Source organism: Streptomyces sp. NPDC042102, from assembly GCF_055582305.1.
Genome location: NZ_JBVJDL010000003.1, coordinates 818,438 through 839,572, shown reverse-complemented (window position 1 = coordinate 839,572; position 21,135 = coordinate 818,438). Strand labels below are relative to the sequence as shown.

The 21,135-nt window shown below is 72.1% G+C and carries 24 protein-coding genes and 1 pseudogene; 12 read left to right on the top strand and 13 right to left on the bottom strand.

Going from position 1 to position 21,135, the window contains the following annotated elements:
* Positions 1 to 13: 13 nt before the first annotated feature.
* Positions 14 to 199: a DUF6104 family protein gene (locus ACZ6KO_RS17175; protein ID WP_469304759.1), complete on the top strand. Its 186-nt coding sequence runs from the start codon at positions 14 to 16 to the stop codon at positions 197 to 199.
* Positions 200 to 323: 124 nt separating this feature from the next.
* Here the strand turns inward: ACZ6KO_RS17175 and sodN are convergent, their stop codons facing one another.
* Positions 324 to 719 (bottom strand): superoxide dismutase, Ni, encoded by a 396-nt coding sequence (sodN, locus tag ACZ6KO_RS17170; protein ID WP_008741558.1) that lies wholly within the window; start codon positions 717 to 719, stop codon positions 324 to 326.
* Positions 720 to 881: 162 nt separating this feature from the next.
* On the opposite strand from sodN, the gene sodX reads away from it, so the two are divergent.
* Entirely contained in the window at positions 882 to 1,289 is a 408-nt protein-coding gene (gene sodX, locus ACZ6KO_RS17165) for a nickel-type superoxide dismutase maturation protease (protein ID WP_469305002.1), read from the top strand.
* On the opposite strand, the gene ACZ6KO_RS17160 is transcribed toward sodX, so the two are convergent.
* Complete coding sequence (locus tag ACZ6KO_RS17160; RefSeq protein WP_469304758.1) at positions 1,193 to 1,822, bottom strand: CGNR zinc finger domain-containing protein; 630 nt, start codon at positions 1,820 to 1,822, stop codon at positions 1,193 to 1,195. The genes sodX and ACZ6KO_RS17160 overlap by 97 nt on opposite strands.
* A gap of 99 nt (positions 1,823 to 1,921) precedes the next feature.
* On the opposite strand from ACZ6KO_RS17160, the pseudogene ACZ6KO_RS17155 reads away from it, so the two are divergent.
* Positions 1,922 to 2,005: pseudogene (locus tag ACZ6KO_RS17155) on the top strand (SAM-dependent methyltransferase); the annotation flags it as partial.
* A 142-nt stretch (positions 2,006 to 2,147) separates the two neighbouring features.
* Here the strand turns inward: ACZ6KO_RS17155 and ACZ6KO_RS17150 are convergent.
* From ACZ6KO_RS17150 to ACZ6KO_RS17140, 3 genes are read right to left on the bottom strand one after another with little or no spacing between them, the layout of a single operon-like run.
* On the bottom strand, positions 2,148 to 2,909 hold the full coding sequence (locus tag ACZ6KO_RS17150; RefSeq protein ID WP_401454247.1) for an amino acid ABC transporter ATP-binding protein: 762 nt from the start codon (positions 2,907 to 2,909) through the stop codon (positions 2,148 to 2,150).
* Complete coding sequence (locus tag ACZ6KO_RS17145) at positions 2,909 to 3,850, bottom strand: amino acid ABC transporter permease (RefSeq protein ID WP_401454248.1); 942 nt, start codon at positions 3,848 to 3,850, stop codon at positions 2,909 to 2,911. Before ACZ6KO_RS17145 ends, ACZ6KO_RS17150 begins: the two co-directional genes overlap by 1 nt.
* Positions 3,851 to 3,887: 37 nt before the next feature.
* A complete protein-coding gene (locus ACZ6KO_RS17140) occupies positions 3,888 to 4,847 on the bottom strand; it encodes an ABC transporter substrate-binding protein (RefSeq protein ID WP_469304757.1) in 960 nt (319 codons plus the stop codon).
* 537 nt (positions 4,848 to 5,384) lie between these two features.
* On the opposite strand from ACZ6KO_RS17140, the gene ACZ6KO_RS17135 reads away from it, so the two are divergent.
* The 4 genes from ACZ6KO_RS17135 to ACZ6KO_RS17120 all read left to right on the top strand — a co-directional run bounded on the left by ACZ6KO_RS17135 (position 5,385) and on the right by ACZ6KO_RS17120 (position 8,551).
* Positions 5,385 to 6,587 carry an NAD(P)-dependent malic enzyme gene (locus ACZ6KO_RS17135; protein ID WP_469304756.1) on the top strand — a complete coding sequence of 401 codons (1,203 nt, stop codon included), beginning with the start codon at positions 5,385 to 5,387 and terminating at the stop codon, positions 6,585 to 6,587.
* 161 nt (positions 6,588 to 6,748) lie between these two features.
* Positions 6,749 to 7,711, top strand: a complete 963-nt coding sequence (locus ACZ6KO_RS17130; RefSeq protein WP_469304755.1) for a zinc-binding dehydrogenase — start codon at positions 6,749 to 6,751, stop codon at positions 7,709 to 7,711.
* 70 nt (positions 7,712 to 7,781) lie between these two features.
* Entirely contained in the window at positions 7,782 to 7,991 is a 210-nt protein-coding gene (locus ACZ6KO_RS17125; RefSeq protein ID WP_398561681.1) for a helix-turn-helix domain-containing protein, read from the top strand.
* Positions 7,991 to 8,551 (top strand): Clp protease N-terminal domain-containing protein, encoded by a 561-nt coding sequence (locus ACZ6KO_RS17120; RefSeq protein WP_469304754.1) that lies wholly within the window; start codon positions 7,991 to 7,993, stop codon positions 8,549 to 8,551. The genes ACZ6KO_RS17125 and ACZ6KO_RS17120 overlap by 1 nt, the downstream gene beginning before the upstream one ends.
* A gap of 555 nt (positions 8,552 to 9,106) precedes the next feature.
* Here ACZ6KO_RS17120 and ACZ6KO_RS17115 read toward each other — a convergent pair.
* The 3 genes from ACZ6KO_RS17115 to ACZ6KO_RS17105 all read right to left on the bottom strand — a co-directional run bounded on the left by ACZ6KO_RS17115 (position 9,107) and on the right by ACZ6KO_RS17105 (position 12,034).
* Positions 9,107 to 10,009, bottom strand: a complete 903-nt coding sequence (locus ACZ6KO_RS17115) for a PadR family transcriptional regulator (RefSeq protein ID WP_469304753.1) — start codon at positions 10,007 to 10,009, stop codon at positions 9,107 to 9,109.
* Between the two features lies 1 nt (position 10,010).
* The gene (locus ACZ6KO_RS17110; RefSeq protein WP_469304752.1) at positions 10,011 to 10,925 is read right to left on the bottom strand and encodes a DUF4097 family beta strand repeat-containing protein; all 915 of its coding nucleotides are present in this window, start codon (positions 10,923 to 10,925) and stop codon (positions 10,011 to 10,013) included.
* A 173-nt stretch (positions 10,926 to 11,098) separates the two neighbouring features.
* Entirely contained in the window at positions 11,099 to 12,034 is a 936-nt protein-coding gene (locus tag ACZ6KO_RS17105) for a LysR family transcriptional regulator (protein ID WP_401454259.1), read from the bottom strand.
* Positions 12,035 to 12,239: 205 nt separating this feature from the next.
* On the opposite strand from ACZ6KO_RS17105, the gene snpA reads away from it, so the two are divergent.
* A complete protein-coding gene (gene snpA / locus ACZ6KO_RS17100) occupies positions 12,240 to 12,890 on the top strand; it encodes a snapalysin (RefSeq protein WP_469304751.1) in 651 nt (216 codons plus the stop codon).
* A 22-nt stretch (positions 12,891 to 12,912) separates the two neighbouring features.
* On the opposite strand, the gene ACZ6KO_RS17095 is transcribed toward snpA, so the two are convergent.
* From ACZ6KO_RS17095 to ACZ6KO_RS17075, 5 genes are all read right to left on the bottom strand, one after another.
* Positions 12,913 to 13,122 (bottom strand): hypothetical protein, encoded by a 210-nt coding sequence (locus ACZ6KO_RS17095; RefSeq protein ID WP_469304750.1) that lies wholly within the window; start codon positions 13,120 to 13,122, stop codon positions 12,913 to 12,915.
* A gap of 103 nt (positions 13,123 to 13,225) precedes the next feature.
* Entirely contained in the window at positions 13,226 to 13,810 is a 585-nt protein-coding gene (locus ACZ6KO_RS17090; RefSeq protein ID WP_469304749.1) for a dihydrofolate reductase family protein, read from the bottom strand.
* 131 nt (positions 13,811 to 13,941) lie between these two features.
* Entirely contained in the window at positions 13,942 to 14,544 is a 603-nt protein-coding gene (locus ACZ6KO_RS17085) for a GNAT family N-acetyltransferase (RefSeq protein WP_469304748.1), read from the bottom strand.
* Positions 14,545 to 14,719: 175 nt separating this feature from the next.
* Complete coding sequence (locus tag ACZ6KO_RS17080) at positions 14,720 to 15,757, bottom strand: family 2 encapsulin nanocompartment cargo protein polyprenyl transferase (RefSeq protein ID WP_469305001.1); 1,038 nt, start codon at positions 15,755 to 15,757, stop codon at positions 14,720 to 14,722.
* Positions 15,748 to 17,157 carry a family 2B encapsulin nanocompartment shell protein gene (locus ACZ6KO_RS17075; RefSeq protein WP_469304747.1) on the bottom strand — a complete coding sequence of 470 codons (1,410 nt, stop codon included), beginning with the start codon at positions 17,155 to 17,157 and terminating at the stop codon, positions 15,748 to 15,750. The genes ACZ6KO_RS17080 and ACZ6KO_RS17075 overlap by 10 nt, the downstream gene beginning before the upstream one ends.
* Positions 17,158 to 17,385: 228 nt before the next feature.
* Between ACZ6KO_RS17075 and ACZ6KO_RS17070 the strand changes: the two genes are divergently transcribed.
* The 4 genes from ACZ6KO_RS17070 to ACZ6KO_RS17055 all read left to right on the top strand — a co-directional run bounded on the left by ACZ6KO_RS17070 (position 17,386) and on the right by ACZ6KO_RS17055 (position 20,988).
* Positions 17,386 to 17,853 (top strand): RrF2 family transcriptional regulator, encoded by a 468-nt coding sequence (locus ACZ6KO_RS17070; protein ID WP_469304746.1) that lies wholly within the window; start codon positions 17,386 to 17,388, stop codon positions 17,851 to 17,853.
* Between the two features lie 209 nt (positions 17,854 to 18,062).
* Positions 18,063 to 19,259 carry a globin domain-containing protein gene (locus tag ACZ6KO_RS17065; RefSeq protein WP_469304745.1) on the top strand — a complete coding sequence of 399 codons (1,197 nt, stop codon included), beginning with the start codon at positions 18,063 to 18,065 and terminating at the stop codon, positions 19,257 to 19,259.
* Positions 19,260 to 19,394: 135 nt separating this feature from the next.
* A complete protein-coding gene (locus ACZ6KO_RS17060) occupies positions 19,395 to 19,985 on the top strand; it encodes an N-acetylmuramoyl-L-alanine amidase (protein WP_469304744.1) in 591 nt (196 codons plus the stop codon).
* 94 nt (positions 19,986 to 20,079) lie between these two features.
* Positions 20,080 to 20,988: a 1-aminocyclopropane-1-carboxylate deaminase/D-cysteine desulfhydrase gene (locus tag ACZ6KO_RS17055; RefSeq protein ID WP_469304743.1), complete on the top strand. Its 909-nt coding sequence runs from the start codon at positions 20,080 to 20,082 to the stop codon at positions 20,986 to 20,988.
* Positions 20,989 to 21,135 lie beyond the last annotated feature (147 nt).

Genomic DNA, 21,135 nt, shown 5'->3' with positions numbered 1-21,135 from the left:
TACGGAGCCTGTCTTGTACTTCACCGATCGCGGCATCGAGGAGCTGGAGAAGCGGCGCGGCGAGGAGGAGATCACTTTCGAGTGGCTCGCCGAGCAGCTCCGCACCTTCGTGGACCTCAACCCGGACTTCGAGGTCCCGGTCGAGCGGCTGGCCACGTGGCTGGCGCGCCTCGACGACGAGGACGAAGACGAGGACTGACGAAGACTGACGAGGACTGACGAGGACTGACGCGGACCAGGGAGCGGGAAACACCGCACCCGGCCCGCCCAGGGCGCCTTATGGGCGCCGGGCGGACCGGGTGCGGTGCGGGACGACGGTGGCGTCAGGCCGCCTTGGTCTCCCAGAAGATGCGGTCGATCTCGGCGATGAGCTCCAGGGCCTTCTGGCCGGTCGCCGGGTCGTTCGACGCCTTGGCGGCCGAGAGGGCCTTGAGGGTGTCGTTGACCAGGGTGTGGAGCTGGGGGTACTTCTCGAAGTGCGGGGGCTTGAAGTAGTCGCTCCACAGCACCGAGACGTGGTGCTTGGCGAGCTCGGCGCGCTGCTCCTTGATGGTGATGGCGCGGGCGCGGAAGTCCGCGTCCTCGTTGGCCTGGTACTTCTCCTGGACGGCCTTGACCGACTCGGCCTCGATGCGGGCCTGGGCAGGGTCGTACACGCCGCACGGCAGGTCGCAGTGGGCACTGACCTTCGCCTTGGGGGCGAAAAGGCGGGAAAGCATTGAGCCTGTCCTCCTCGTGATCGTCTTCTCAAGGGGGAGATTACTCCGTGAGAAAGCGGATTTCGCGAGCGCCCCCATGGGCTTAGGACAAAAGTCCAGGGTCGGGTCGGGCGGCGTGCGCGAACGTACGGAACGCACGTGACGGGATCAGGAGGTGGCGGGATGCGGCTGCGCGTGCCGTTCGTGGTGGTGGAGGTGTACGGGCCGTCGATGGTCCCGACGCTGTACGAGGGCGACCGGCTGTTCGTCCGGTACGGCGCGCCCGTGCGTCCGGGTGACGTCGTCCTGCTGCGCCACCCGCTCCAGCAGGACCTGGTCGTGGTCAAGCGCGCCGCCGAGCGGCGGCCCGGCGGCTGGTGGGTGCTGGGCGACAACGGCTTCAACGCCACGGGCGACAGCGAGGACTACGGGACGGTGCCGGACGAGCTGGTCCTGGCCGTCGCCCGGCTGCGGTACCGGCCGCGCAGACCCGATCAGCGGTCCGTCAGGGCGCGCGCCTCCTGGGCGGCCTCCGCGCTGCGCGTGCTGCGGCCGGACCCCGAGGCCTCCAGCCGCTTGCGGGCCCGGTAGGCGGCGACGTTCGCCCGGGTGGCGCAGCGGTCGGAGCAGTAGCGGCGCGAGCGGTTGGTGGAGGTGTCGAGGAAGGCGTTGCGGCACGGCGGCGCCTGGCACAGGCCCAGCCGGTCGGCGCCCAGCTCGGTGAGGTGGAAGGCCAGGCCCATGGAGGCGATGGCGGCGTACCCGGCCGTGGCGTTGGAGGGGTGGTCGGCCAGGTGCATGTGCCAGTTGGGCCGGCCCTCGTCGTCGAGGTAGTCGTGGCCGGAGATCTGCGGGCTGACGGGGAACTCCATGAGCAGGGAGTTCAGCAGGTCGACCGCGAGCACGTGGTCGCCGGAGTCGGCGGCCTCGAAGACGGAACGCAGCCGGCCCCGCACGTTGCGGAAGCGGGTGACGTCGGCGTCGGTGACCCGGCGGGCCATCTGCGCGCTGGCGCCGAAGAGGGCGCGGACGGCGTCCACGGACGTGAGCGTGTCCTTGTTGCGGGCCGGCTCCTCGGTGTTGACCAGGCGCACGGCATAGTCCGAGTAATGGGCCAGTTCCACTTGTAATCCTTACAGCTGCGGGATCAGGTAACGGCTGATTCGTCTTCGAGGGTATTACGTACGGCGGGTGCGCGATGACCGGTACGGCGAACGACGCGGCGCGTGCTGGATCTGGCATGCGGTACGGGAAGTATTACGGACCACGCGCCCGAGCGGTTCCCGGATGCCACGAGTACGGGTGTCGTTCGAGAGCTCTGAGCGGTGAGCGGGCTGCCGTGCTGCGAGACAGCGATCCCCTGACGCAGGCGCGGGGCGGGTACGCCGAAGGGGCGGTACGGGATCTTCCGTACCGCCCCTTCGCACGCGTCACGCGCGGTTCACCGCACTACAGCACCTTGGACAGGAACGCCTTGGTCCGGTCGTGCTGCGGGTTGGTCAGGACGTCGCGCGGGTGGCCGGACTCGACCACGACACCGCCGTCCATGAAGACCAGGTTGTCGCCGACCTCGCGGGCGAAGCCCATCTCGTGGGTCACCACGATCATGGTCATGCCCGACTCGGCCAGGTCCCGCATGACGTCCAGGACGTCACCGACCAGCTCCGGGTCCAGCGCCGAGGTGGGCTCGTCGAAGAGCATCAGCTTCGGCTCCATGGCCAGCGCACGGGCGATCGCCACGCGCTGCTGCTGGCCGCCGGAGAGCTGGGAGGGGAAGTTCCCGCCCTTGTCGCCCAGACCGACCCGGTCCAGCAGCCGCATGGCCCGCTCGCGGGCCACCGCCTTGGACTCGCCCTTGACCATGACCGGCGCTTCCATCACGTTCTCGATGGCGGTCATGTGCGGGAAGAGGTTGAAGCGCTGGAACACCATGCCGATGTCCTTGCGCTGCGCCGCGACCTCGCTGGCCTTGAGCTCGTAGAGCTTGTCGCCCTTCTGGCGGTAGCCGACGAGGTTCCCGTCGACGTACAGCCGGCCGGCGTTGATCTGCTCCAGGTGGTTGATGCACCGCAGGAAGGTCGACTTGCCGGAGCCGGACGGGCCGACCAGGCAGAAGACCTCACGCGGGGCGACCTCCAGGTCGATCCCCTTGAGGATGTGCGCCGCGCCGTAGGACTTGTGGACGCCCTCGGCCTTCACCATGGCAGTCATCAGGCCACCGCCTTGCGGTTCGAGAAGCGGGAGAGGTTCGCCTTGATCTTCTGCAGCGGGGTGGGCGGCAGGGTACGCAGCGCGCCGCGGGCGTAGCGGCGCTCCAGGTAGTACTGGCCGACCGAGAAGACGCTGGTCAGCGCGAGGTACCAGATCGAGGCGACGAAGAACATCTCCATCACCGCGAACGAGGTCGAGGCGATGTCCTGCGCGGCGCGCAGCAGGTCGGCGTACTGGACGGCGATCACCAGCGAGGAGGTCTTGAGCATGTTGATGAACTCGTTGCCGGTCGGCGGCACGATCACGCGCATCGCCTGCGGCAGGATCACGCGGCGCATGGTCTGCGTCTGCTTCATGCCCAGCGCGTGCGCGGCCTCGGTCTGGCCCTCGTCGACGGACTGGATGCCCGCGCGGACGATCTCCGCCATGTACGCGCCCTCGTTCAGGCCCAGGCCCAGCAGGGCGGCCAGGAACGGCGTCATGACCTGGGTCATCTCGTCCTTGTAGAACCCGAGGTTCAGGATCGGGAAGATCAGGGCGAGGTTGAACCAGATGAGGAGCTGGACGTAGACCGGGGTCCCCCGGAAGAACCAGATGTAGAACCAGGCGATGGTGCTGGTCACCGGGTTCTTCGAGAGCCTCATGACGGCGAAGACCACGCCGAGCACGAGACCCAGGGCCATCGAGGCGACGCTGATCCACACCGTCTTCAGCATGCCGGTGACGATGGTGGGATCGAACAGCTTCTCCGGCACGGTCGCCCAGCGCACGTTGCCCTGGGAGAAGGCGTACACGAGCGCGGCGGCCAGGGCCACGACCACGATGCCGCTGACCCAGCGGCCCCAGTGGCGGACCGGGATGGCGCGGATGGCCTCGGGGGGGACGGCCCCGGCCGGCGGGGTGTCCGCCGGGCCCGGGACCTTGTCGAGCTTGTCAGTCACAGTGACTGCCCTTCAGTGCTGCGGTGGAACCCGGGGGTCAGGAACCGGCGTTGATCTTGGCCTCGGTCACGGCGCCGGAGCCCGCGCCCCACTTGTCCAGGGCGGCCTTGTAGGTGCCGTCCTTGATGATGGCGTCCATGGCCGCCTTGAGCGCGTCGCGCAGGTCGGTGCTCTTCTTGTCGACGGCGATGCCGAACAGGCCGGGCTCGCTCGTGGTGACGACGGCCTCGAAGTCGTTGCCGCCGCCCGCCGTCTTCGCGATGTGCGCGGCGACCGGGGCGTCGTTCAGGTCGGCGACGGCGCCGCCGGCCTTGACGCGGGTCTGGGCCTCGGCGTCGGTCGGGAAGGACTCGATGGTGAGCTCGCCCTTGCCGTCCGTCTTGCACTTCTCGGCCTGGGTCTTGGCGGACGTCTCGTAGGTGGTGCCGCGCTGGACGGCCACCTTCTTGCCGCACAGGTCGTCGAGGGTCTTGATGCCCTCCGGGTTGCCCTTCTTGACCAGGATGGCGGTGGAGGAGGAGTAGTAGTCGACGAAGTCGACACCGGCACCGGTCTTGGCGCCCTTGTCGTCCAGGCCGTCCTGACGGGCCTTGGTGTCGGTCAGGGACGACATGACCATGTCGCTCCGGCCCGTCTGCATGCTGCTGATCAGCGTGTCGAAGGTGCCCGACTCGAACTTGAACGTGACGCCGAGCTGCTTCTCCAGGGCCGCCGCGACGTCCGGGTCCACGCCGACGATCTTGCCGCCCTCGGTGAACTCCATCGGCGCGTACGTCGCGTCCGTGCCGACCTTGATCACACCGGCGTCCTGGATCTTCTTCGGGAGCTTGGAGAAGAGCGGAGCGCTGCTGTTCGCGGCACCCGAGGGGGTCGAGGAGCCCTTGTCGGTCTGGTCGCCACAACCGGTGAGGACGAGGGCGCCGGCAACCGCGATGGCGCCGACCGCGGCGATCCGGGACCGGGCGGCGGTCGTACGACGGGTGGTGCTAGCGGTCATGAGCTGGTTCCTCCGACAGGGGTGGAAAAGCGTCCGATAGTGGTCGAGCACGCACCTTCGAGTGTCACGACCTTGTGTGATTGACGCATCTTGCCATTCGGATTGCCGTATTCAGGGTGCCCGTCAGGTCAAAATCGGATAACGGGCGGTCCGGGATGCCCAACATGCCTGCGGGTGGCCCCGTTCGAGACCGAAGAAACTGCTGTGACCAGGGGCTTCGGCGCTAATTCCTCCGGTCGGCCCTCGGCGCGTCTCGCGTATTGGACAGCAAGGTTTGGACTTTTCGCCAAAACCGGGACAAGGGGCAGCCGGTCGAGTAGGAATCGACTCGTCTGGGTGAGCGTTCTTCGGGTAGAACAGATCCTTACACCCCTCATCCGGGGCTCAGGGCGCGTGTGCGGCGCGCCCGCGCGTACGAACCTCCCCTTCGCGGAGGCGGGCCAACCGCCGACGCGGAGCACGGACGCGGTGCCCGCCCACCCCTTAACCAGGAGGTGGCCACCCTCAATGAATCAAAGACTTAAGGGGTCACATCAAGTGGCAGCGGAGATCGTCAATCCTCGCAGCGACAGCGCGACGGACAACAACCCGGATGCGGCGTTCGCGCTGCACCGGGGCGGCAAGATGGCCGTGCAGGCCACCGTTCCGGTCCGGAACAAGGACGACCTGTCCCTGGCGTACACGCCGGGCGTGGCGAAGGTGTGCAGCGCCATCGCCGAGAACCCGGACCTGGTCAACGACTACACCTGGAAGTCCAACGTCGTCGCCGTCGTCACCGACGGCACGGCCGTGCTCGGACTCGGTGACATCGGCCCGGAGGCCTCCCTCCCCGTGATGGAGGGCAAGGCCATCCTCTTCAAGCAGTTCGGTGGTGTGGACGCGGTGCCGATCGCGCTCGCCACCAAGGACACGGAGGAGATCATCGAGACGGTCATCCGTCTCGCTCCGTCCTTCGGCGGGGTGAACCTGGAGGACATCTCCGCCCCGCGCTGCTTCGAGATCGAGCGGCGCCTCCAGGAGGCGCTGGACATCCCGATCTTCCACGACGACCAGCACGGCACCGCCGTCGTCACCCTGGCGGCCCTGCGCAACGCGGCGAAGCTGACCGGCCGTACCCTCGCGGACCTGCGTGCCGTGATCTCGGGCGCCGGCGCGGCGGGCATCGCCATCGCCAAGATCCTGGTGGACGCGGGCATCGGCGACGTCTGCGTCACCGACCGCAAGGGCGTCGTCTCCGCGGACCGCTCCGACCTGACGGACGTCAAGGCGGAGATCGCGGGCCTGACCAACAAGACCGGCCTGACCGGCTCCCTGGAGCAGGCCCTGGCGGGCGCCGACGTGTTCATCGGCGTCTCCGGCGGCACGGTGCCGGAGGAGGCGGTGGCCTCGATGGCGAAGGACGCCTTCGTCTTCGCCATGGCCAACCCGAACCCGGAGGTCCACCCCGACGTCGCGCACAAGTACGCGGCGGTCGTGGCCACGGGCCGCTCGGACTTCCCGAACCAGATCAACAACGTGCTCGCGTTCCCGGGCATCTTCGCGGGCGCCTTCAAGGTGCACGCCTCCCGGATCACCGAGAACATGAAGATCGCCGCCGCCGACGCCATCGCCGGCGTCGTGGGTGACGAGCTCGCCGCCGACTACGTGATCCCGTCGCCCTTCGACGAGCGCGTGGCCGAGGCGGTCACCGCGGCGGTCGCCGCCGCGGCCCGCGCGGACGGCGTGGCGCGCCGCCCGTAACACCGCTTGCCGCCAGGAGGCCCGGACGGATCCCCGTCCGGGCCTTCTCGCGTACGGAGGCGGGAGCACCGCACCAGGGCGCCGCACTGCGACGAAGAACTCACCCCTGGAGGGGCCGGAAGGTCTGGAACCGCCGCCTTACCGGGCGGTAGCGTCGCGGCATGTTCGCTGCCTATGCCGCCCGTATCGACCGTGACCAGCCGCTGAGCGGCCTTGAGCTGGGCGAGCGCCCGGCCCCCGAGGCCCGCCCCGGCTGGGTGACCGTGAACGTCAAGGCCGCCTCCCTGAACCACCACGACCTCTGGTCGCTGCGCGGGGTGGGCCTGGCCGAGGACAAGCTGCCCATGATCCTCGGCTGCGACGCCGCCGGGATCGACCAGGAGGGCAACGAGGTCGTCCTGCACTCCGTGATCGGCGCCACCGGGCACGGGGTGGGCCCGGACGAGCCCCGGTCCATCCTGACCGAGCGTTACCAGGGGACCTTCGCCGAGCAGGTGAGCGTCCCGGCGTGGAACGTGCTGCGCAAGCCGGCCGGGCTGTCCTTCGAGGACGCCGCCTGCCTGCCGACCGCGTGGCTGACGGCGTACCGGATGCTCTTCACCAACGCCGGTGTACGGCCGGGCGACTCCGTCCTGGTCCAGGGTGCCGGCGGCGGTGTCGCGACCGCCGCCATCGTGCTGGGCAAGGCGGCCGGCCTGCGGGTCTTCGCGACCTCCCGGGACGAGGCCAAGCGCAAGCGGGCGGTGGAGCTGGGCGCGGCCGAGGCGTTCGAGCCGGGGGCACGGCTGCCGCAGCGGGTGGACGCGGTGATCGAGACCGTGGGCGCCGCCACCTGGTCGCACTCGGTCAAGTCGCTGCGGCCGGGCGGCACGCTGGTGATCTCGGGCGCCACGAGCGGCGACCGGCCCGCGCACGCGGAGCTGACCCGGATCTTCTTCCTGGAGCTGAAGGTCGTCGGGTCGACGATGGGCTCGAAGGACGAGCTGGAGGACCTGCTGGCGTTCTGCGCGGCGACGGGGGTCCGGCCGGTGATCGACGAGACCCTGCCGCTGGACCGGGCGCGGGAGGGCTTCGAGAAGCTCGCGAGGGGAGACCTGTTCGGGAAGGTGGTCCTGACGGTCTGACAGCCCGCTCCCCCACTCCGCCGTCAATCAGGGTTGACACCCTTCTTTTCGTCAACCTAGATTGACAGACATGACGGAAGCAACGGATCTGGCCGAGCGGGCCGGTGACGGCGACCCGCGCGTGGGCCTGCGCGCCGTGGCGGCCCTGCGAAGGCTGCTGGAGCAGCTGGAGGCCGTACAGGTGCGCAGCGCCCGCGCGCAGGGGTGGTCCTGGCAGGAGATCGCGGCGGAGCTGGGCGTCAGCCGGCAGGCCGTGCACAAGAAGTACGGGAGGCTGTGATGTTCGAGCGGTTCTCCGCCGGCGCCCGGGACGTGGTGCACGGCGCGGTCGAGGAGGCGCGGCGGCTGGACGCGGCGTACGTCACCGAGGAGCACCTCCTGCTGGCGCTGCTCGCGCGGGGCGTGCTGGACCCGCTGGGCGTGGACCGGACCGCCGTGACCGAGGGCCTGGCCCTGGCCCGGCGCCGGGGCGGGCTGTCCAGGGCGGACGAGGAGGCGCTGGCGGGTCTGGGCATCGACGTCGGCGAGATCGTCGCGCGGGTGGAGGAGACCCACGGCGTGGGCGCGCTGGCGGCCGGCCCGGCCCGGCGCACGCTGGGCTCCTCGCTGCGCTCCGCGCTGGGCCGACCGCCGGCCGCCAGGTCCGGCGGGCACGTCCCGTTCGGCACGGGGGCCAAGCAGGTCCTGGAGCGTTCGCTGCGGATCGCGCTGGGCCGCAAGGACAACGTCATCGGCGCGCCGCACGTGCTGCTGGCCCTACTGGCCCACCCGGGCGCCCCGGCCGACGTCCTGACGGACCAGGGCGTCACGTACGCCCACGCCGAGGCCACCCTGGCCTGACGGCACCCCGCGGACGCCCTGGCGGACCAGGGCGTCAGGTACGCCGGCGCCGAGGCCACCCCGGCCTGACGCACGCCCCCGGCGGATCCGCGACGGACGGGGCCCGGGGGAAGCGAGCCACCCACGAGCCCCGCCCGGCGGGCGACAGCCGACCGCCGCTCCACCCCGGCCCCGCCGGGGACCGGTCCGGCGCGTCGACCCGGAGACCCCTTCGGCCCGCACCCACGCGAACGCCCCCACGATCACCGCAAACCCACCCGACACCCCGACCCCGCCGGGAACCGGTCCGGCGCGTCGACCCGGAGTCCCCTCGGCCCGCGCCCACGCGAACACCCCGCGATCACCCCGAGGCCGCTGGCCACCCGGCCCCGCCGGGGACCCGTTCGGCGCCTCGGCCCGGAGAGCCCCTCGGCCCGCGCCCACGGGAACGGCCCGTGGTCACCGCGAGGGCGCCGGACGGCTCGGTGCGCCGGCCGCCGGACACGCGGGGCCCGGGTCGTCCCGGACCGCCGCACGCTCACCGGGGCCCAGGGCACCGGGCCGCCGCGGCCCCGCTCAGCGCGAGGTGCCCAGGATCGCGGTCAGGTCGGCGCAGGCGGCGGCGAGGCGGTCCCGGGCCGCGTCCACCTGGGCACCCGAGACGCCGTGGTCGCGGGCCGCGTCGCGGACCTCGTCGCGGAAGCGGTCCAGCAGCCGGTCCAGGTCGCGCGCCGGACTCTCGCCGCGCGGTACGTCCGCCGCCCAGTCGGTGGCGGCGGCCGGCCGTGCCGCCGTACCGGCGCCCGCGCCCGTGGCGGCGCCCATGCCCGCGGCCCCCAGCCATGCGCCCAGCTTGTCCGTCAGGTCCGACAGGCCCGACCGGGCGAACTGGTCCTGGAGCTGCCCCGCGATCCGCTGGACTTCCTCCCGCGCCCGGTCCTGGGCCTCCTTCGCCTGCGCTCGCGCCGCCTGCGCCTCCTCGCGCGCCCGCCGGCTCTCGTCCTTCGCCCGGCGGGCCTGCTCCTTCCACTCCTGCTTGGCCCGGCGCAGTTCCTCCTTGGCGATCCGCCAGGACTCGTCCTCCACGTGCGTCTGCGAGGCGGAGGCCGCCGCCCGCATCTCGCGCCGCAGGTCACCGGCGGCGCCCCGGACGTCGTCGCGGATCTCCGCCGCGAGTTCGGAGACCGAGTCGCGGATCTCCAGCTCCAGGTCGGCGAGTTCGCCCCCGCGGTCGGCGAGCTCCGCCCGCCCCGCGTCGGTGATCGAGTAGACCTTGCGCCCGCCCTCACTGGCATGCGTGACGAGGCCCTCGGCCTCCAGCTTGGCCAGGCGCGGGTAGACGGTGCCGGCGGACGGCGCGTACAGGCCCTGGAACCGCTCCTCCAGCAGGCGGATCACCTCGTACCCGTGCCGAGGGGCCTCGTCCAGCAGCTTCAGCAGGTACAGGCGGAGGCGGCCGTGGGCGAAGACGGGCGGCATGTCAGAGCACCTTCTTGTCGAGCGAGAGGGGGGCGCCGGCGTCCCCGTCCTGCGGGCGGCGCAGCAGGGCGATGGCACCGGAGATGGTGGTGGCCCGCAGGGTGCCGGTGCCGGCGCCCAGGGTTCCGGTGATCCGCTTGGCGCCCAGCTGGCCCGAGACCCGCAGGTCCTCGAAGGAGTTGGCGATCCCGCCGGTGGCGGTGTTGGCCTCGACGCGGGCGTCGGCCGGGTGGGGCAGCCGGATCGCGACCTGCCCGGAGACGGAGTTGAGCGCGATGTCCACCGGACGCGCGGCCGCCGGGTCCAGATCGAGGTCGAGCAGCATGTCCCCGCTGACCGAGTCCGCCCGTACGCGCACGCCCGCACCGTCGACGACGGTCAGCCCGCCGGAGACGGAGTGGAAGCCGAGCTCGCCGGTGACCGCCTGGGCCTCCACGCCGCCGGACACGGTGTGCGCCCTGACCTGGCCGGACAGGCCGACCAGCGTGGTGTCGCCGGACACGCCCGCGACCTCGGTGCCGCCGGCGATGCCGGAGACGAAGGTGGTGGCGCCGACGGCGGCCACCTGGACGCGGGTGGCGGCGGGCACGGTCAGCGTGATCGCGGCGCTGCGCTCCCAGGCCTTGCGGCCGCCGCCACCGGACCACTGCTTCCAGGGCTTGGCCTCCAGCCACTTCACGAAGCCGTTGGAGCCGTTCCAGGGGAGGTCCTCGTAGGAGATGGTCAGGACGCCCTCCTCCTGCACGATGCGCAGCGGCGGCCCGTCCACCTCGGTCACCTCCAGCCGGACCGGGCCCTCCTCGGAGCCGACCACGTTGACGGTGCCGCCGACGATGCGGACGCGGAGGTCCGCCACCGGCTCCTCGAAGGTGAGGTTCTCGGGCCCGGCTAGCGACCAGGTCGACTGCTCTGCCATGGTGCTGGTCCTCCTCGTACGTCCTCGCAACATATCGCGTCTTCTGAACAACACGATATATCGCGCCTGCGGGAAGTCAAGCGAGGTCGCGATACAACGCGAAGGTCGCAGCGAGGCCCGGTGCGCGAATGGGCAGCCCGGCGAGCGGCCCGCGTGAAACCCGGCGGTCCGGGTTACGCCGCCTCCAGCAGCGGACTGCCCGTACGCCGCAGCCACGCCCGGTACGGCCCCGTCCGCAGCGCCGCTTCCCGGTACGCCGCCCTCAGGTCCGCGTACACGTCGGCGTACGCCCCCGGCAGCGTCGCCAGCAGCAGCCGTACCGCCAGCGGATCCCCGGCCAGCGGCCGGATGGCCATGTCCTCGCGCGGGCCGGACGTCGGCTGGCACGGCGCCACCGCCTCGCCCGAGACGATCAGCGACGCCGCTGTGTGGTAGTCGGCGTGCAGCAGCGGCGGATCGAGGCCCGCGCCCGCGAGGACCCGGCGCAGGCCGTCCCACTCGCCGTCGACCGAGGGGTCCACCGTCCAGCGGTCGGCGGCCAGGTCGCGCAGGGACACCACCGCCTGCCGGGCCGCCGGATGGTCGCGGGACATGGAGACGAACTGCGGCTCGCGCTCGACCAGGACGCGCACCTCCAGCCCCGCCGGGACCCGCAGCGGTGAGCCCTCCACCTCGTGCACGAACGCCACGTCCAGCTGCCCGGCGGCGACCATCCGCAGCAGTGCGTTGGCCGACACGTCGACGACGAGCGTGGTCTCGGTGTCCGGCAGGCGACGGTGCAGCCGGCGCAACCAGCCGGGCAGGGCGCGGCTGGCCGTCGACCCGATGCGCAGCCGCGGCCCGCGGGCCTGTGCCCGCGCCTCGGCCACCAGTGCGGCCATCTCGGCGACCAGGGGGCGGGCCCGGCCCAGTACGGTGCGCCCGAAGGGAGTGGGGCGGCAGCCGGTGCGCTCGCGCAGGAACAGCTCGCCGTCCAGGGCCCGTTCGATGCGGCGCAGCTGGGTCGTCAGGGAGGGCTGGCTCACGCCGAGCTGCCGCGCCGCCTTGTGCAGACTGCCGGCGTCGGCGATGGCGCACAGTGCGCGCAGGTGCCTCACCTCGAGCTCCATGACCCGAGAGTAGGGCGGCCCCGGCTGACCGCACCAGCCACTATTGACCCACCGATTCCCGCCATTTTCACCGAAGTTGACGGCCCGAAACCTTGCGATAACTTCGCGCTATCGATGGCTGACATCATCCGTCCGGCCCCGATGCTCCTCCAGACTCCGGTACCGAACCACCCACCCCCCGCACCGGATCGAGTAGGAGCCCCCCATGCGCCATCCCCGAACGACCGCGCTTGCCTCCGTCTTCGGCCTCGCCCTCACCGCCGTCCTGGCGGCGGTTCCGTCCGCGACCGCCGCACCCGCCCCCGCCGGAAACGCGGCGACCTACGCCGCGTACGAAGGCTCGCAGGAGAACGCGGACGCCAACCGCGCCTTCTTCGAGGCCGTCCAGCGCTCGGTGGCCGAGCAGCGCGCCGCCAACCCGGGCGCGCTCGCGGTGACCGTCACCTACAACACCCGCAACGCGCCCAGCTTCCGTTCCCAGATAGCCCGCTCCACCCAGATCTGGAACAGCTCCGTCTCCAACGTCAAACTCCAGGAGGTGTCCTCCGGCGGGAGCTTCGCGTACTACGAGGGCAACGACTCACGCGGTTCGTACGCCAGCACCGACGGCCACGGCCGGGGCTACATCTTCCTCGACTACCGGCAGAACCAGCAGTACAACTCCACCCGCGTGACGGCCCACGAGACCGGCCACGTGCTCGGCCTGCCGGACCACTACTCGGGTCCGTGCAGCGAGCTGATGTCGGGCGGCGGGCCGGGCACGTCCTGCCAGAACGCGCAGCCGAACGCGGCGGAGCGGGCACGCGTCAACACGCTGTGGCGCAACGGCCTGGTCGCCGCCGGCGCCCAGCACTAGCCACCCCGGCGCGGCCCGGGCGCTAGCCGCGCGAGGATTCCGCCGGCGCGAAGGCGGAGCAGTCCGGGTTCCGGCAGGGACCCGGACCCCACGCGGGGACGAACGCCCCGAGCACCTTGCGCCGCCAGACCACCGTCCCGACGGGCTGGCCGCAGACCGGGCACACCATGTTCTCGTGCCCGGCCTGCGGTGCGGCCGTCCCCCGGGGGTGGTGCTGCTCGTGTCCGGTCATAGGTCCACGGTAGGCCCGTTCCGCCCACCCGGCGCCCCGGCCGCCCCGGCAATCCGGCCGCCCCGGCGATCCGGCGATCCGGGCCGCCCGGCCGCCCCGCCGGTCAGCGCTTGCGCGCGTACGACGTGACGACCTGGCCGCCGCCGAAGCCGCGGACGCCGGTGAGTTCCAGCGGCCGGTCCCCGAAGCCCGCCCGGGACATCGGCATGCCGCTGCCCGCGAAGACCGGGTAGGTCTTGACGACGAACTCGTCGATCTCCTCGGCCAGCTGCCCGGCGAGGTCCGCGCCGCCGCACAGCCAGATGCCGAGCCCGTCGCGCCGCTTGAGCGCGCGGACCGCGGCCACCACGTCGCCGCTGATCAGCTCGACGGCCGGGTCCGGCGAGACGGTCAGGGAGCGGGTGACGACGTAGTGCTCGGAGAAGTGGGCGTAGGCGTTGGTGATGCCGTGCTTGTAGCCCACGTCGTAGGTGCCGCGGCCCTGGACGACCGCGTCGAAGCGCCGGGCCCGGGAGACGTCCACGCCCCACGCCTCGTGGAGGTGCGTGGGCAGGGTCTCGGGGTACTCGGTCTTGAGGAAGTCGATGAACTCCGGATCCACGTAGCCGTTGATGAAGTCGCCGTCGCCGTCGGGGCCGCCGATGAAGCCGTCGACGGAGGTGGCGACGAAGTACGTGAGCTTGCGCAAGCGCGAGTCCTCTTTCGGAAGGTGTGGAACGGGTCGGCACGGTCGGCCGAGTGAAGCACGACGGTCAAAGTACTACACTTGAAGTACTTCAACAACCCCTTCTCTGGATCCCTCCCGGCCCGCCCAGCCCCTCACCCCCGCGGCTTGCGCCACATGGGCCACATCAGCGGACCCTCCGGCAGCCGTACCGCCGTCCCGGTGAACTCCCAGCCCAGCCGCTCGTACAGCCGCATGCTCCGCTCGCTGCTCGCCTCCAGGTACGCCGGCACGCCGTCCCGGTCGCAGGCCTCCAGCACCGGACGCATCAGCTCCGTACCCAGCCCCTCCCCCTGCCGGCCGGGCGCGACCGCGATCATCAGCAGGTACTCGTGCTCCTCGGCGGTCGGGTGCACCTCACCCGTGAGCCGGCCCACCAGCTCGCACCGCTCGTTGTCCGGGTCGGCCGCCTCCCGCATCCGCGCCGGGACGTCGTCCTCCCCCTCCGGCTCGCCGGCCGGGATGCGCAGCCACAGGGCCGCCGCCGAGCCGTCGGCGGCGTAGTCGATCCGGCCCTCCTCCAGGGCCACGTCCACGAAGACGCCGAGGAAGGTGCCGTGGACCGCGCGCCGGTGGTCCGGGTCGGGGAAGACCCAGCTGCTCACCGGGTCGTTCTGGAAGGCCTCGTCGAGCAGGCGCGCCACCGCGTCCCGGTCGGCCCGCTCCGCCCGGCGTATCTCCAGTGCCGTGGATCCCATTGACCTCACCCGTCTCTTCATTCACGTGTCAACGACCGTGAGCGATCCTAGAGTTGGGCCGGACATGCGGAAAGGCCTGTTCCGGCACACACCGGTACCGGAACAGGCCTTGCGCACGGCGCACCGGACGCCACCGCGTGCGGCGCCACCGCACCTGACACCACCACGTGCGGCGCTACCGCGTGCGGCGTGTGACGAACTCCGCCAGCGCCAGCAGTCCGCCCGCCGCCCCGGGGTCCGGGACCGCGCGGGAGAGGTGCTGCACCGCCCGCCCCATACGGTCCGCGGCGTGGGCCTGCGCCCAGTCGCGGCCGCCGGCCCGCTCCACCGCGTCCGCCGCCCGCCGCACGTCGTCCCCGGTCATGGGCCCGGCGTACAGCTCGGCCAGTTCGTCCCCCGCCCCCGTGCCCGAGGTGAGCGCGGCCACGACCGGCAGCGACTTCTTGCGGGCGAGCAGATCGGCGCCGGCCGGCTTGCCGGTGTGCTCCGGGTCGCCCCAGATGCCGATCAGGTCGTCGATCAGCTGGAAGGCCAGCCCCGCCTCCCGGCCGAAGGCGTCCATCGCCTCGACCTCCTCGGCGCCCGCCCCGGCGTACAGGGCGCCCAGCGCGCACGAACACCCCAGCAGGGCACCGGTCTTGGCCGTCGCCATGGTCAGGCACTCGTCGAGCGGGACGTACGTGCGCTGCTCGAACGCACAGTCCGCCTGCTGCCCCGCGCACAGCTCGATCACACAGGCCGTGAGCCGGGCCGAGGCCGCCGCGGCGGCCGGGTGCGGATCCTCGGCCAGCAGCCGCAGCCCGAGGGCGAGCATGGCGTCGCCGGTGATGACCGCGTCGGGAACCCCGAACACGGTCCACGCCGTGGCCCGCCCGCGCCGCCGCGCGTCCTCGTCGATGACGTCGTCGTGGAGCAGGGTGAAGTTGTGCGCCAGCTCCACGGCGGCCGCCGCCCGTACCGCGTCCTCCCCCGTGCCGTTCAGCGCCTGCGCCGCGGCGAGCACCAGCGCGGGGCGGATGGCCTTGCCCGTCTGGCCGGCGGCCGGCGTGCCGTCGGCGTGCTCCCAGCCGAAGTGGTACATCGCCACGCGCCGCATCGGACCGGGCAGGCTCTCGACCGTGCGGCGCAGCTCCGGGTTGACCGTTTCTCTCGTGCGTTCCAGGAGGGCCGCGGCCTCCTGTCCCTCACCGGTCGTGACCGCGCTCAGCGCCAGCGGCCGATCTCGACGTTCTCCAGCACGCCGAGCGCGTCCGGCACCAGCACGGCGGCGGAGAAGTAGGCGGTGACCAGGTAGGAGATGATCGCCTGCTCGCTGATGCCCATGAAGCGGACCGACAGGCTCGGCTCGATCTCGTCCGGGATGCCGGGCTGGTGCAGACCGATCACGCCCTGGTCGCTCTCGCCCGTACGCATGCACAGGATCGAGGTGGTGCGGGCGTCGCTGACCGGGATCTTGTTGCACGGGAAGAGCGGCACCCCGCGCCAGGACGGGATGCGGTGCCCGCCGATGTCCACGGTCTCCGGGTACAGGCCCCGCTTGTTGCACTCGCGGCCGAAGGCGGCGATGGCCTTGGGGTGGGCGAGGAAGAGCTTGGAGCCGCGCCGCATGCTGAGCAGCTGGTCCATGTCGTCGGGGCTGGGCACGCCGTCGTGCGGCTGGATGCGCTGGTCGTAGTCGGCGTTGTGGAGCAGGCCGAACTCACGGTTGTTGATCATCTCGTGCTCTTGGCGCTCGCGCAGCGCCTCGACCGTGAGCCGCAACTGCTGCTCGGTCTGGTTCATCGGCTGGTTGTAGAGGTCCGCGACGCGCGTGTGCACGCGCAGGACCGTTTGTGCAATCGAGAGCTCGTACTCGCGGGGCCTGGCCTCGTAGTCCACGAAGGTGCCGGGGAGGACCGCCTCGCCGTGATGGCCGGCGGAGAGGTCGATCTCGGCCTCGCCGAACTTGTTGGTGCGCTGGGCCGGCATGGCCCGTACGTGCGCGAGGTGCTCGCGCAGGCTCTCGACCCGGTCGGCGAGCAGGAGGAAGTCCTGCCGGGAGAGCACCAGCGCGGTGCCGGAGGTGGCGGCCCGGGCGGTGTACTCCCAGATGGCCTCCTCGTCGAGCAGGCTGTCCTCGCCGAAGTACGTGCCGTCGGCGACCGTGCGCAGCACCGCGTCGTCGCCGTACGGGCCGGGGCCGACCTGGTCGATACGGCCGTGGGCGAGGAGGAAGACCTGGTCGGCCCGGCTGCCGAAGGAGGTGAGCTCCTGGCCGGCCTCGAAGTCCACCTGCCGGCACCGCTGGGCGAGCTCGGTCAGGACGTCCAGGTCCTCGTACGTGCGCAGCAGCGGCAGCTCGCCGAGCTCGGCGGGAATGACCTGGACCTGGTCACCGGTCTTGATGAACGTCACGCGCCCGTCGCCGACGGAGTAGCTCAGCCGCCGGTTCACCCGGTACGTGCCGCCCTGCACCGACACCCACGGCAGCATCTTCAGGAGCCACCGGGAGGTGATCTCCTGCATCTGCGGCGCGGACTTGGTGGTGGTTGCCAAGTTCCGCGCGGCCGAGGTCGCGAGACTGCGCTGCGGCAGAGACTGGGCCTCGGATTCGGAACCTGCCTGGACCGACATGTCTTTCCCTTTCGATCACGCCATGGAACGTCGGTCGCAGCCTGTCAGGACGTTACGTGATGGGACCATTACACAAATGAGTGGGACTACTCGGGGCGCATGTGGGCACTCTCCGGTGTTCAACCCCTTGCTCACGCGGGTCCGCGCGCCCCACCTGTTCCAGCCACGGGACGGCCGCCGCCGCGCGTTAATTTGCCTATCAGATGCAAGTTTCCCTACGGTGGGGTCATGCGCCTCACCCGATTCACCGACCTGGCCCTGCGCGTCCTGATGCGCCTGGCCGTCGAGGAGACGGACCTGCCCACCACCCGCGACGTCGCGGCGGCCATGCAGGTCCCGTACACGCACACGGCCAAGGTGGTCGCCCGGCTGCAGCACCTCGGCCTGGTCGAGGCGCGCCGCGGCCGCGGCGGCGGGCTGGCGCTCACCGCCGCCGGACGGGACGCGTCGGTCGGCGGGGTCGTCCGCGAACTGGAGGGAGCGGGCGACGTCGTGGAGTGCGAGGGCGCCACGCCGTGCCCGCTGCGCTCCGCGTGCGTCCTGCGCGGCGCCCTGCGCCGGGCGCAGGAAGCTTTCTTCGCGGCGCTGGACCCGCTGACCGTCGGCGACCTGGTCGCCGCGCCGACCGGACCGCTGCTGCTCGGCATCTCGGGCGGCACGGGCGCTGCGGCCGGCACCGCGAGACCCGCCCCCTAGACCGGACCGCCCCCTGGGCCACACCGGGCCGCACCGGGTGGCCGATACCAGGCGACCACCCCGACCACCCGGCCCCACCACGGGGGGACACCTCGAACGCAAGTCCGCATTGCGGCGGGACTCCCTCGCGCGCGTTAATACGCATCTCAGATACCACTTATCCCCACCATCCCTCACCGAGCCCCAATCCCCCCCCGCAAGGAGCACCGATGCTGTCCGAGAAGTCGACCGCTGCCGTCCGCGCCACCCTCCCCGCCGTCGGGGCCGCGATAGGCGACATCACCGACCTCTTCTACCGCAAGCTCTTCGACGCCCGCCCGGAGCTGCTGCGCGACCTCTTCAACCGCGGCAACCAGGCCGCCGGCCTGCAGAAGCAGGCGCTGGCCGGTTCCATCGCGGCCTTCGCGACGTACCTGGTCGGCCACCCGGACACCCGCCCGGACGTGATGCTGAACCGCATCGCCCACAAGCACGCCTCGCTCGGCGTCACGCGCGCGCAGTACCCCCTCGTCCACCAGCACCTCTTCGCGGCGATCGCCGAGGTCCTCGGCGAGGCGGTGACCCCCGAGGTCGCCGAGGCCTGGGACGAGGTCTACTGGCTGATGGCCAACGCCCTCATCGCCATCGAGGAGCGGCTGCACGCCGAGCGGCAGGTCGTCGCCGGCGACGTCTGGCGGGAGTGGACGGTGACCGGCCGCACCGAGGAGACCGCCGACTGCGCCACGTTCCGCCTGACCCCGGCGGACGGCGCTCCGGCGCCGGACTTCAAGCCCGGCCAGTACGTCTCCGTCCAGGTCGAACTCGCCGACGGCGCCCGCCAGATCCGCCAGTACAGCCTCTCCAGCGCACCCGGCTCCCCCGTCCGCACGATCACCGTCAAGCGGGTCGACGGCCCGGCCGCCGGCGGCCCCGACGGCGAGGTCTCCCACCACCTGCACGCCCATGTCCGCCCCGGCGACACGCTGCGGGTCTCGGCCCCCTACGGCGACCTGGCCCTCACCGACACCACCGCGCCGCTGCTGCTCGCGTCCGCCGGCATCGGCTGCACCCCGATGCTGTCGATGCTGGAGCACCTGGCGGACACCGGGCACGGCGCACCGGTCACCGTCGTCCACGCCGACCGCTCCCCCGCCCACCACGCGCTGCGCTCGGACCACCGGGCGCTGACGGCCAAGCTGGCCGACGCCCGCGCACTGTTCTGGTACGAGGCGGACGCCACCGCCGAGGACCGCGCCGGCCGGGTGGACCTGGCGTCCGTCGCACTGCCCGCCGGCACCCGGGCGTACCTGTGCGGCCCGCTCCCCTTCATGCGTGCGGTGCGTGAGCAGCTGCTCGCCAGGGGAGTGCCGGCGGCGGACATCCACTACGAGGTGTTCGGCCCGGACCTGTGGCTGGCGGCCTCCTGAACAGCTGGCCTCACTGTCCGGAATCGCTCGCTCACTGTACGAGTGCACTAGCCCGGAACGGCCGCCTCCATTACATCCAGTGACATACGAGGCGGCCGCGTGGGGCGGCCGTCGCGCACCGCAAAGGAGGCGGCCATGGCCGCACCCATGTCAGCGGAACGATTCCTCAGGGCCCTGCGGAACGAGGGGCTGAACGTCGTCGAGGTCGGCGCCTGGCGGACGCACAACCGCAACCACAAGGGACCGTGGGGGCCCGTCCACGGCGTGGTCATCCACCACACGGTCACCCGCGGCACGCCGAACACGGTCCGGCTCTGCCGCGAGGGCGACGAGCGGCTTCCGGGGCCCCTGTGCCACGGCGTGATCACCAAGGACGGCCGGGTCCACCTGGTGGGCTACGGCCGCGCCAACCACGCGGGGTCGGGCGATCGCGACGTGCTGGCGGCCGTCATCGCCGAGAAGGCGCTGCCCCCGGACGACCGGGCGGACGCGGACGGCAACCGCCACTTCTACGGGTTCGAGTGCGAGAACCTCGGCGACGGCGAGGACCCGTGGCCGGCCGTGCAGCTCGACGCGATCGCCCGTGCGTCGGCGGCCGTCTGCCGGGTCCACGGCTGGACGGCGCGCTCGGTCATCGGCCACCTGGAGTGGCAGCCGGGCAAGATCGATCCGCGGGGCTTCACGATGGCCTCGATGCGCGACCGCGTGGCCGAACGCCTGAAGTAGTCCGCCGCCTCCCCGGGGCCCCGCCCACGGCGCTGATCGGGCGGGCGGGGCTCTGACGTGCGACGGGACCGGCGGGGCGCCCCACAATGGAGGGGTGAACCGTCCCCCGAACCTTGACGCGCTCCTGCGGCCGCGCCCGCCGTCCCCGGTGCGGGAGATCTCCGACGAGCGGTTCGAGCAGTACGGCGTACGGCTGCTGCTGAAGCGGGACGACCTCGTCCACCCGGAGCTGCCGGGCAACAAGTGGCGCAAGCTCGCGCCGAACCTGCGGGCGGCGGTGGCGGCCGGGGCGCCGGCGCTGGTGACGTTCGGCGGCGCGTACTCGAACCATCTGCGGGCCACGGCGGCCGCCGGGCGGCTGCTGTCGCTGCCGACGGTCGGGGTGGTGCGGGGCGACGAGCTCGCGGACCGGCCGCTGAACCCGTCGCTGGCCCGGTGCGTGGCGGACGGCATGCGGCTGCACTTCGTCTCGCGGTCGCGCTACCGGCACAAGGCGGACCCGGACGCGCTGCCCGCCCTCCTGGCCGAGGCCGGCGCGGCCGACGCGTACGTCGTCCCCGAGGGCGGCAGCAACCCCCTCGCCCTCGCGGGCTGCGCGGAACTGGGCCGCGAGCTGCGCGGCACGGCGGACGTGGTGGCCGTCGCCTGCGGCACCGGCGGCACGCTGGCGGGCCTGGCGGCCGGCCTGGCGCCCGGTCAGCGGGCGCTGGGGGTACCGGTGGTGGGCGGGGGGTTCCTGGGGGCGGAGATACGTTCCCTCCAGGAGGCGGCGTTCAGTGGGCCGCGGGGGGACTGGGAGCTTGCGGAAGGGTACGAGTGGGGCGGGTACGGGCGGGTGCCGGAGGCGCTGGAAGCGTTCGCCGCCGACTTCGGGGGACGGCACGGGGTACCGGTCGAGCGGGTGTACGTGGCCAAGCTCCTCTGGGCCCTGACGGCCCTCACGTCCGCGGGCCGTTTCCCCCGGGGCACGACCCTGGCGGCGGTGATCACGGGCCGCCCGTAGGCCGTCTCTTCCGGATCTTGCCGGTTAAGCCCGCGTCGTCCGGTGCCGTGCATCGCAAGGCGGAGAGGCTCCCGATTACTGGACGTCCTCGGGTGCCTCGACAACGCGGCGAGGCGCGGTGCCGGGCGGCGCGGGTCAGGAAAGATC

Coding starts and splice junctions, on each gene's coding strand:
- sodN (WP_008741558.1), bottom strand. CDS start 719: ATGCTTTCCCGCCTTTTCGCCCCCAAGGCGAAGGTCAGTGCCCACTGC.
- sodX (WP_469305002.1), top strand. CDS start 882: ATGCGGCTGCGCGTGCCGTTCGTGGTGGTGGAGGTGTACGGGCCGTCG.
- ACZ6KO_RS17150 (WP_401454247.1), bottom strand. CDS start 2,909: ATGACTGCCATGGTGAAGGCCGAGGGCGTCCACAAGTCCTACGGCGCG.
- ACZ6KO_RS17140 (WP_469304757.1), bottom strand. CDS start 4,847: ATGACCGCTAGCACCACCCGTCGTACGACCGCCGCCCGGTCCCGGATC.
- ACZ6KO_RS17130 (WP_469304755.1), top strand. CDS start 6,749: ATGTTCGCTGCCTATGCCGCCCGTATCGACCGTGACCAGCCGCTGAGC.
- ACZ6KO_RS17125 (WP_398561681.1), top strand. CDS start 7,782: ATGACGGAAGCAACGGATCTGGCCGAGCGGGCCGGTGACGGCGACCCG.
- ACZ6KO_RS17120 (WP_469304754.1), top strand. CDS start 7,991: ATGTTCGAGCGGTTCTCCGCCGGCGCCCGGGACGTGGTGCACGGCGCG.
- ACZ6KO_RS17115 (WP_469304753.1), bottom strand. CDS start 10,009: ATGCCGCCCGTCTTCGCCCACGGCCGCCTCCGCCTGTACCTGCTGAAG.
- ACZ6KO_RS17110 (WP_469304752.1), bottom strand. CDS start 10,925: ATGGCAGAGCAGTCGACCTGGTCGCTAGCCGGGCCCGAGAACCTCACC.
- ACZ6KO_RS17105 (WP_401454259.1), bottom strand. CDS start 12,034: ATGGAGCTCGAGGTGAGGCACCTGCGCGCACTGTGCGCCATCGCCGAC.
- snpA (WP_469304751.1), top strand. CDS start 12,240: ATGCGCCATCCCCGAACGACCGCGCTTGCCTCCGTCTTCGGCCTCGCC.
- ACZ6KO_RS17095 (WP_469304750.1), bottom strand. CDS start 13,122: ATGACCGGACACGAGCAGCACCACCCCCGGGGGACGGCCGCACCGCAG.
- ACZ6KO_RS17085 (WP_469304748.1), bottom strand. CDS start 14,544: ATGGGATCCACGGCACTGGAGATACGCCGGGCGGAGCGGGCCGACCGG.
- ACZ6KO_RS17075 (WP_469304747.1), bottom strand. CDS start 17,157: ATGTCGGTCCAGGCAGGTTCCGAATCCGAGGCCCAGTCTCTGCCGCAG.
- ACZ6KO_RS17070 (WP_469304746.1), top strand. CDS start 17,386: ATGCGCCTCACCCGATTCACCGACCTGGCCCTGCGCGTCCTGATGCGC.
- ACZ6KO_RS17065 (WP_469304745.1), top strand. CDS start 18,063: ATGCTGTCCGAGAAGTCGACCGCTGCCGTCCGCGCCACCCTCCCCGCC.
- ACZ6KO_RS17060 (WP_469304744.1), top strand. CDS start 19,395: ATGGCCGCACCCATGTCAGCGGAACGATTCCTCAGGGCCCTGCGGAAC.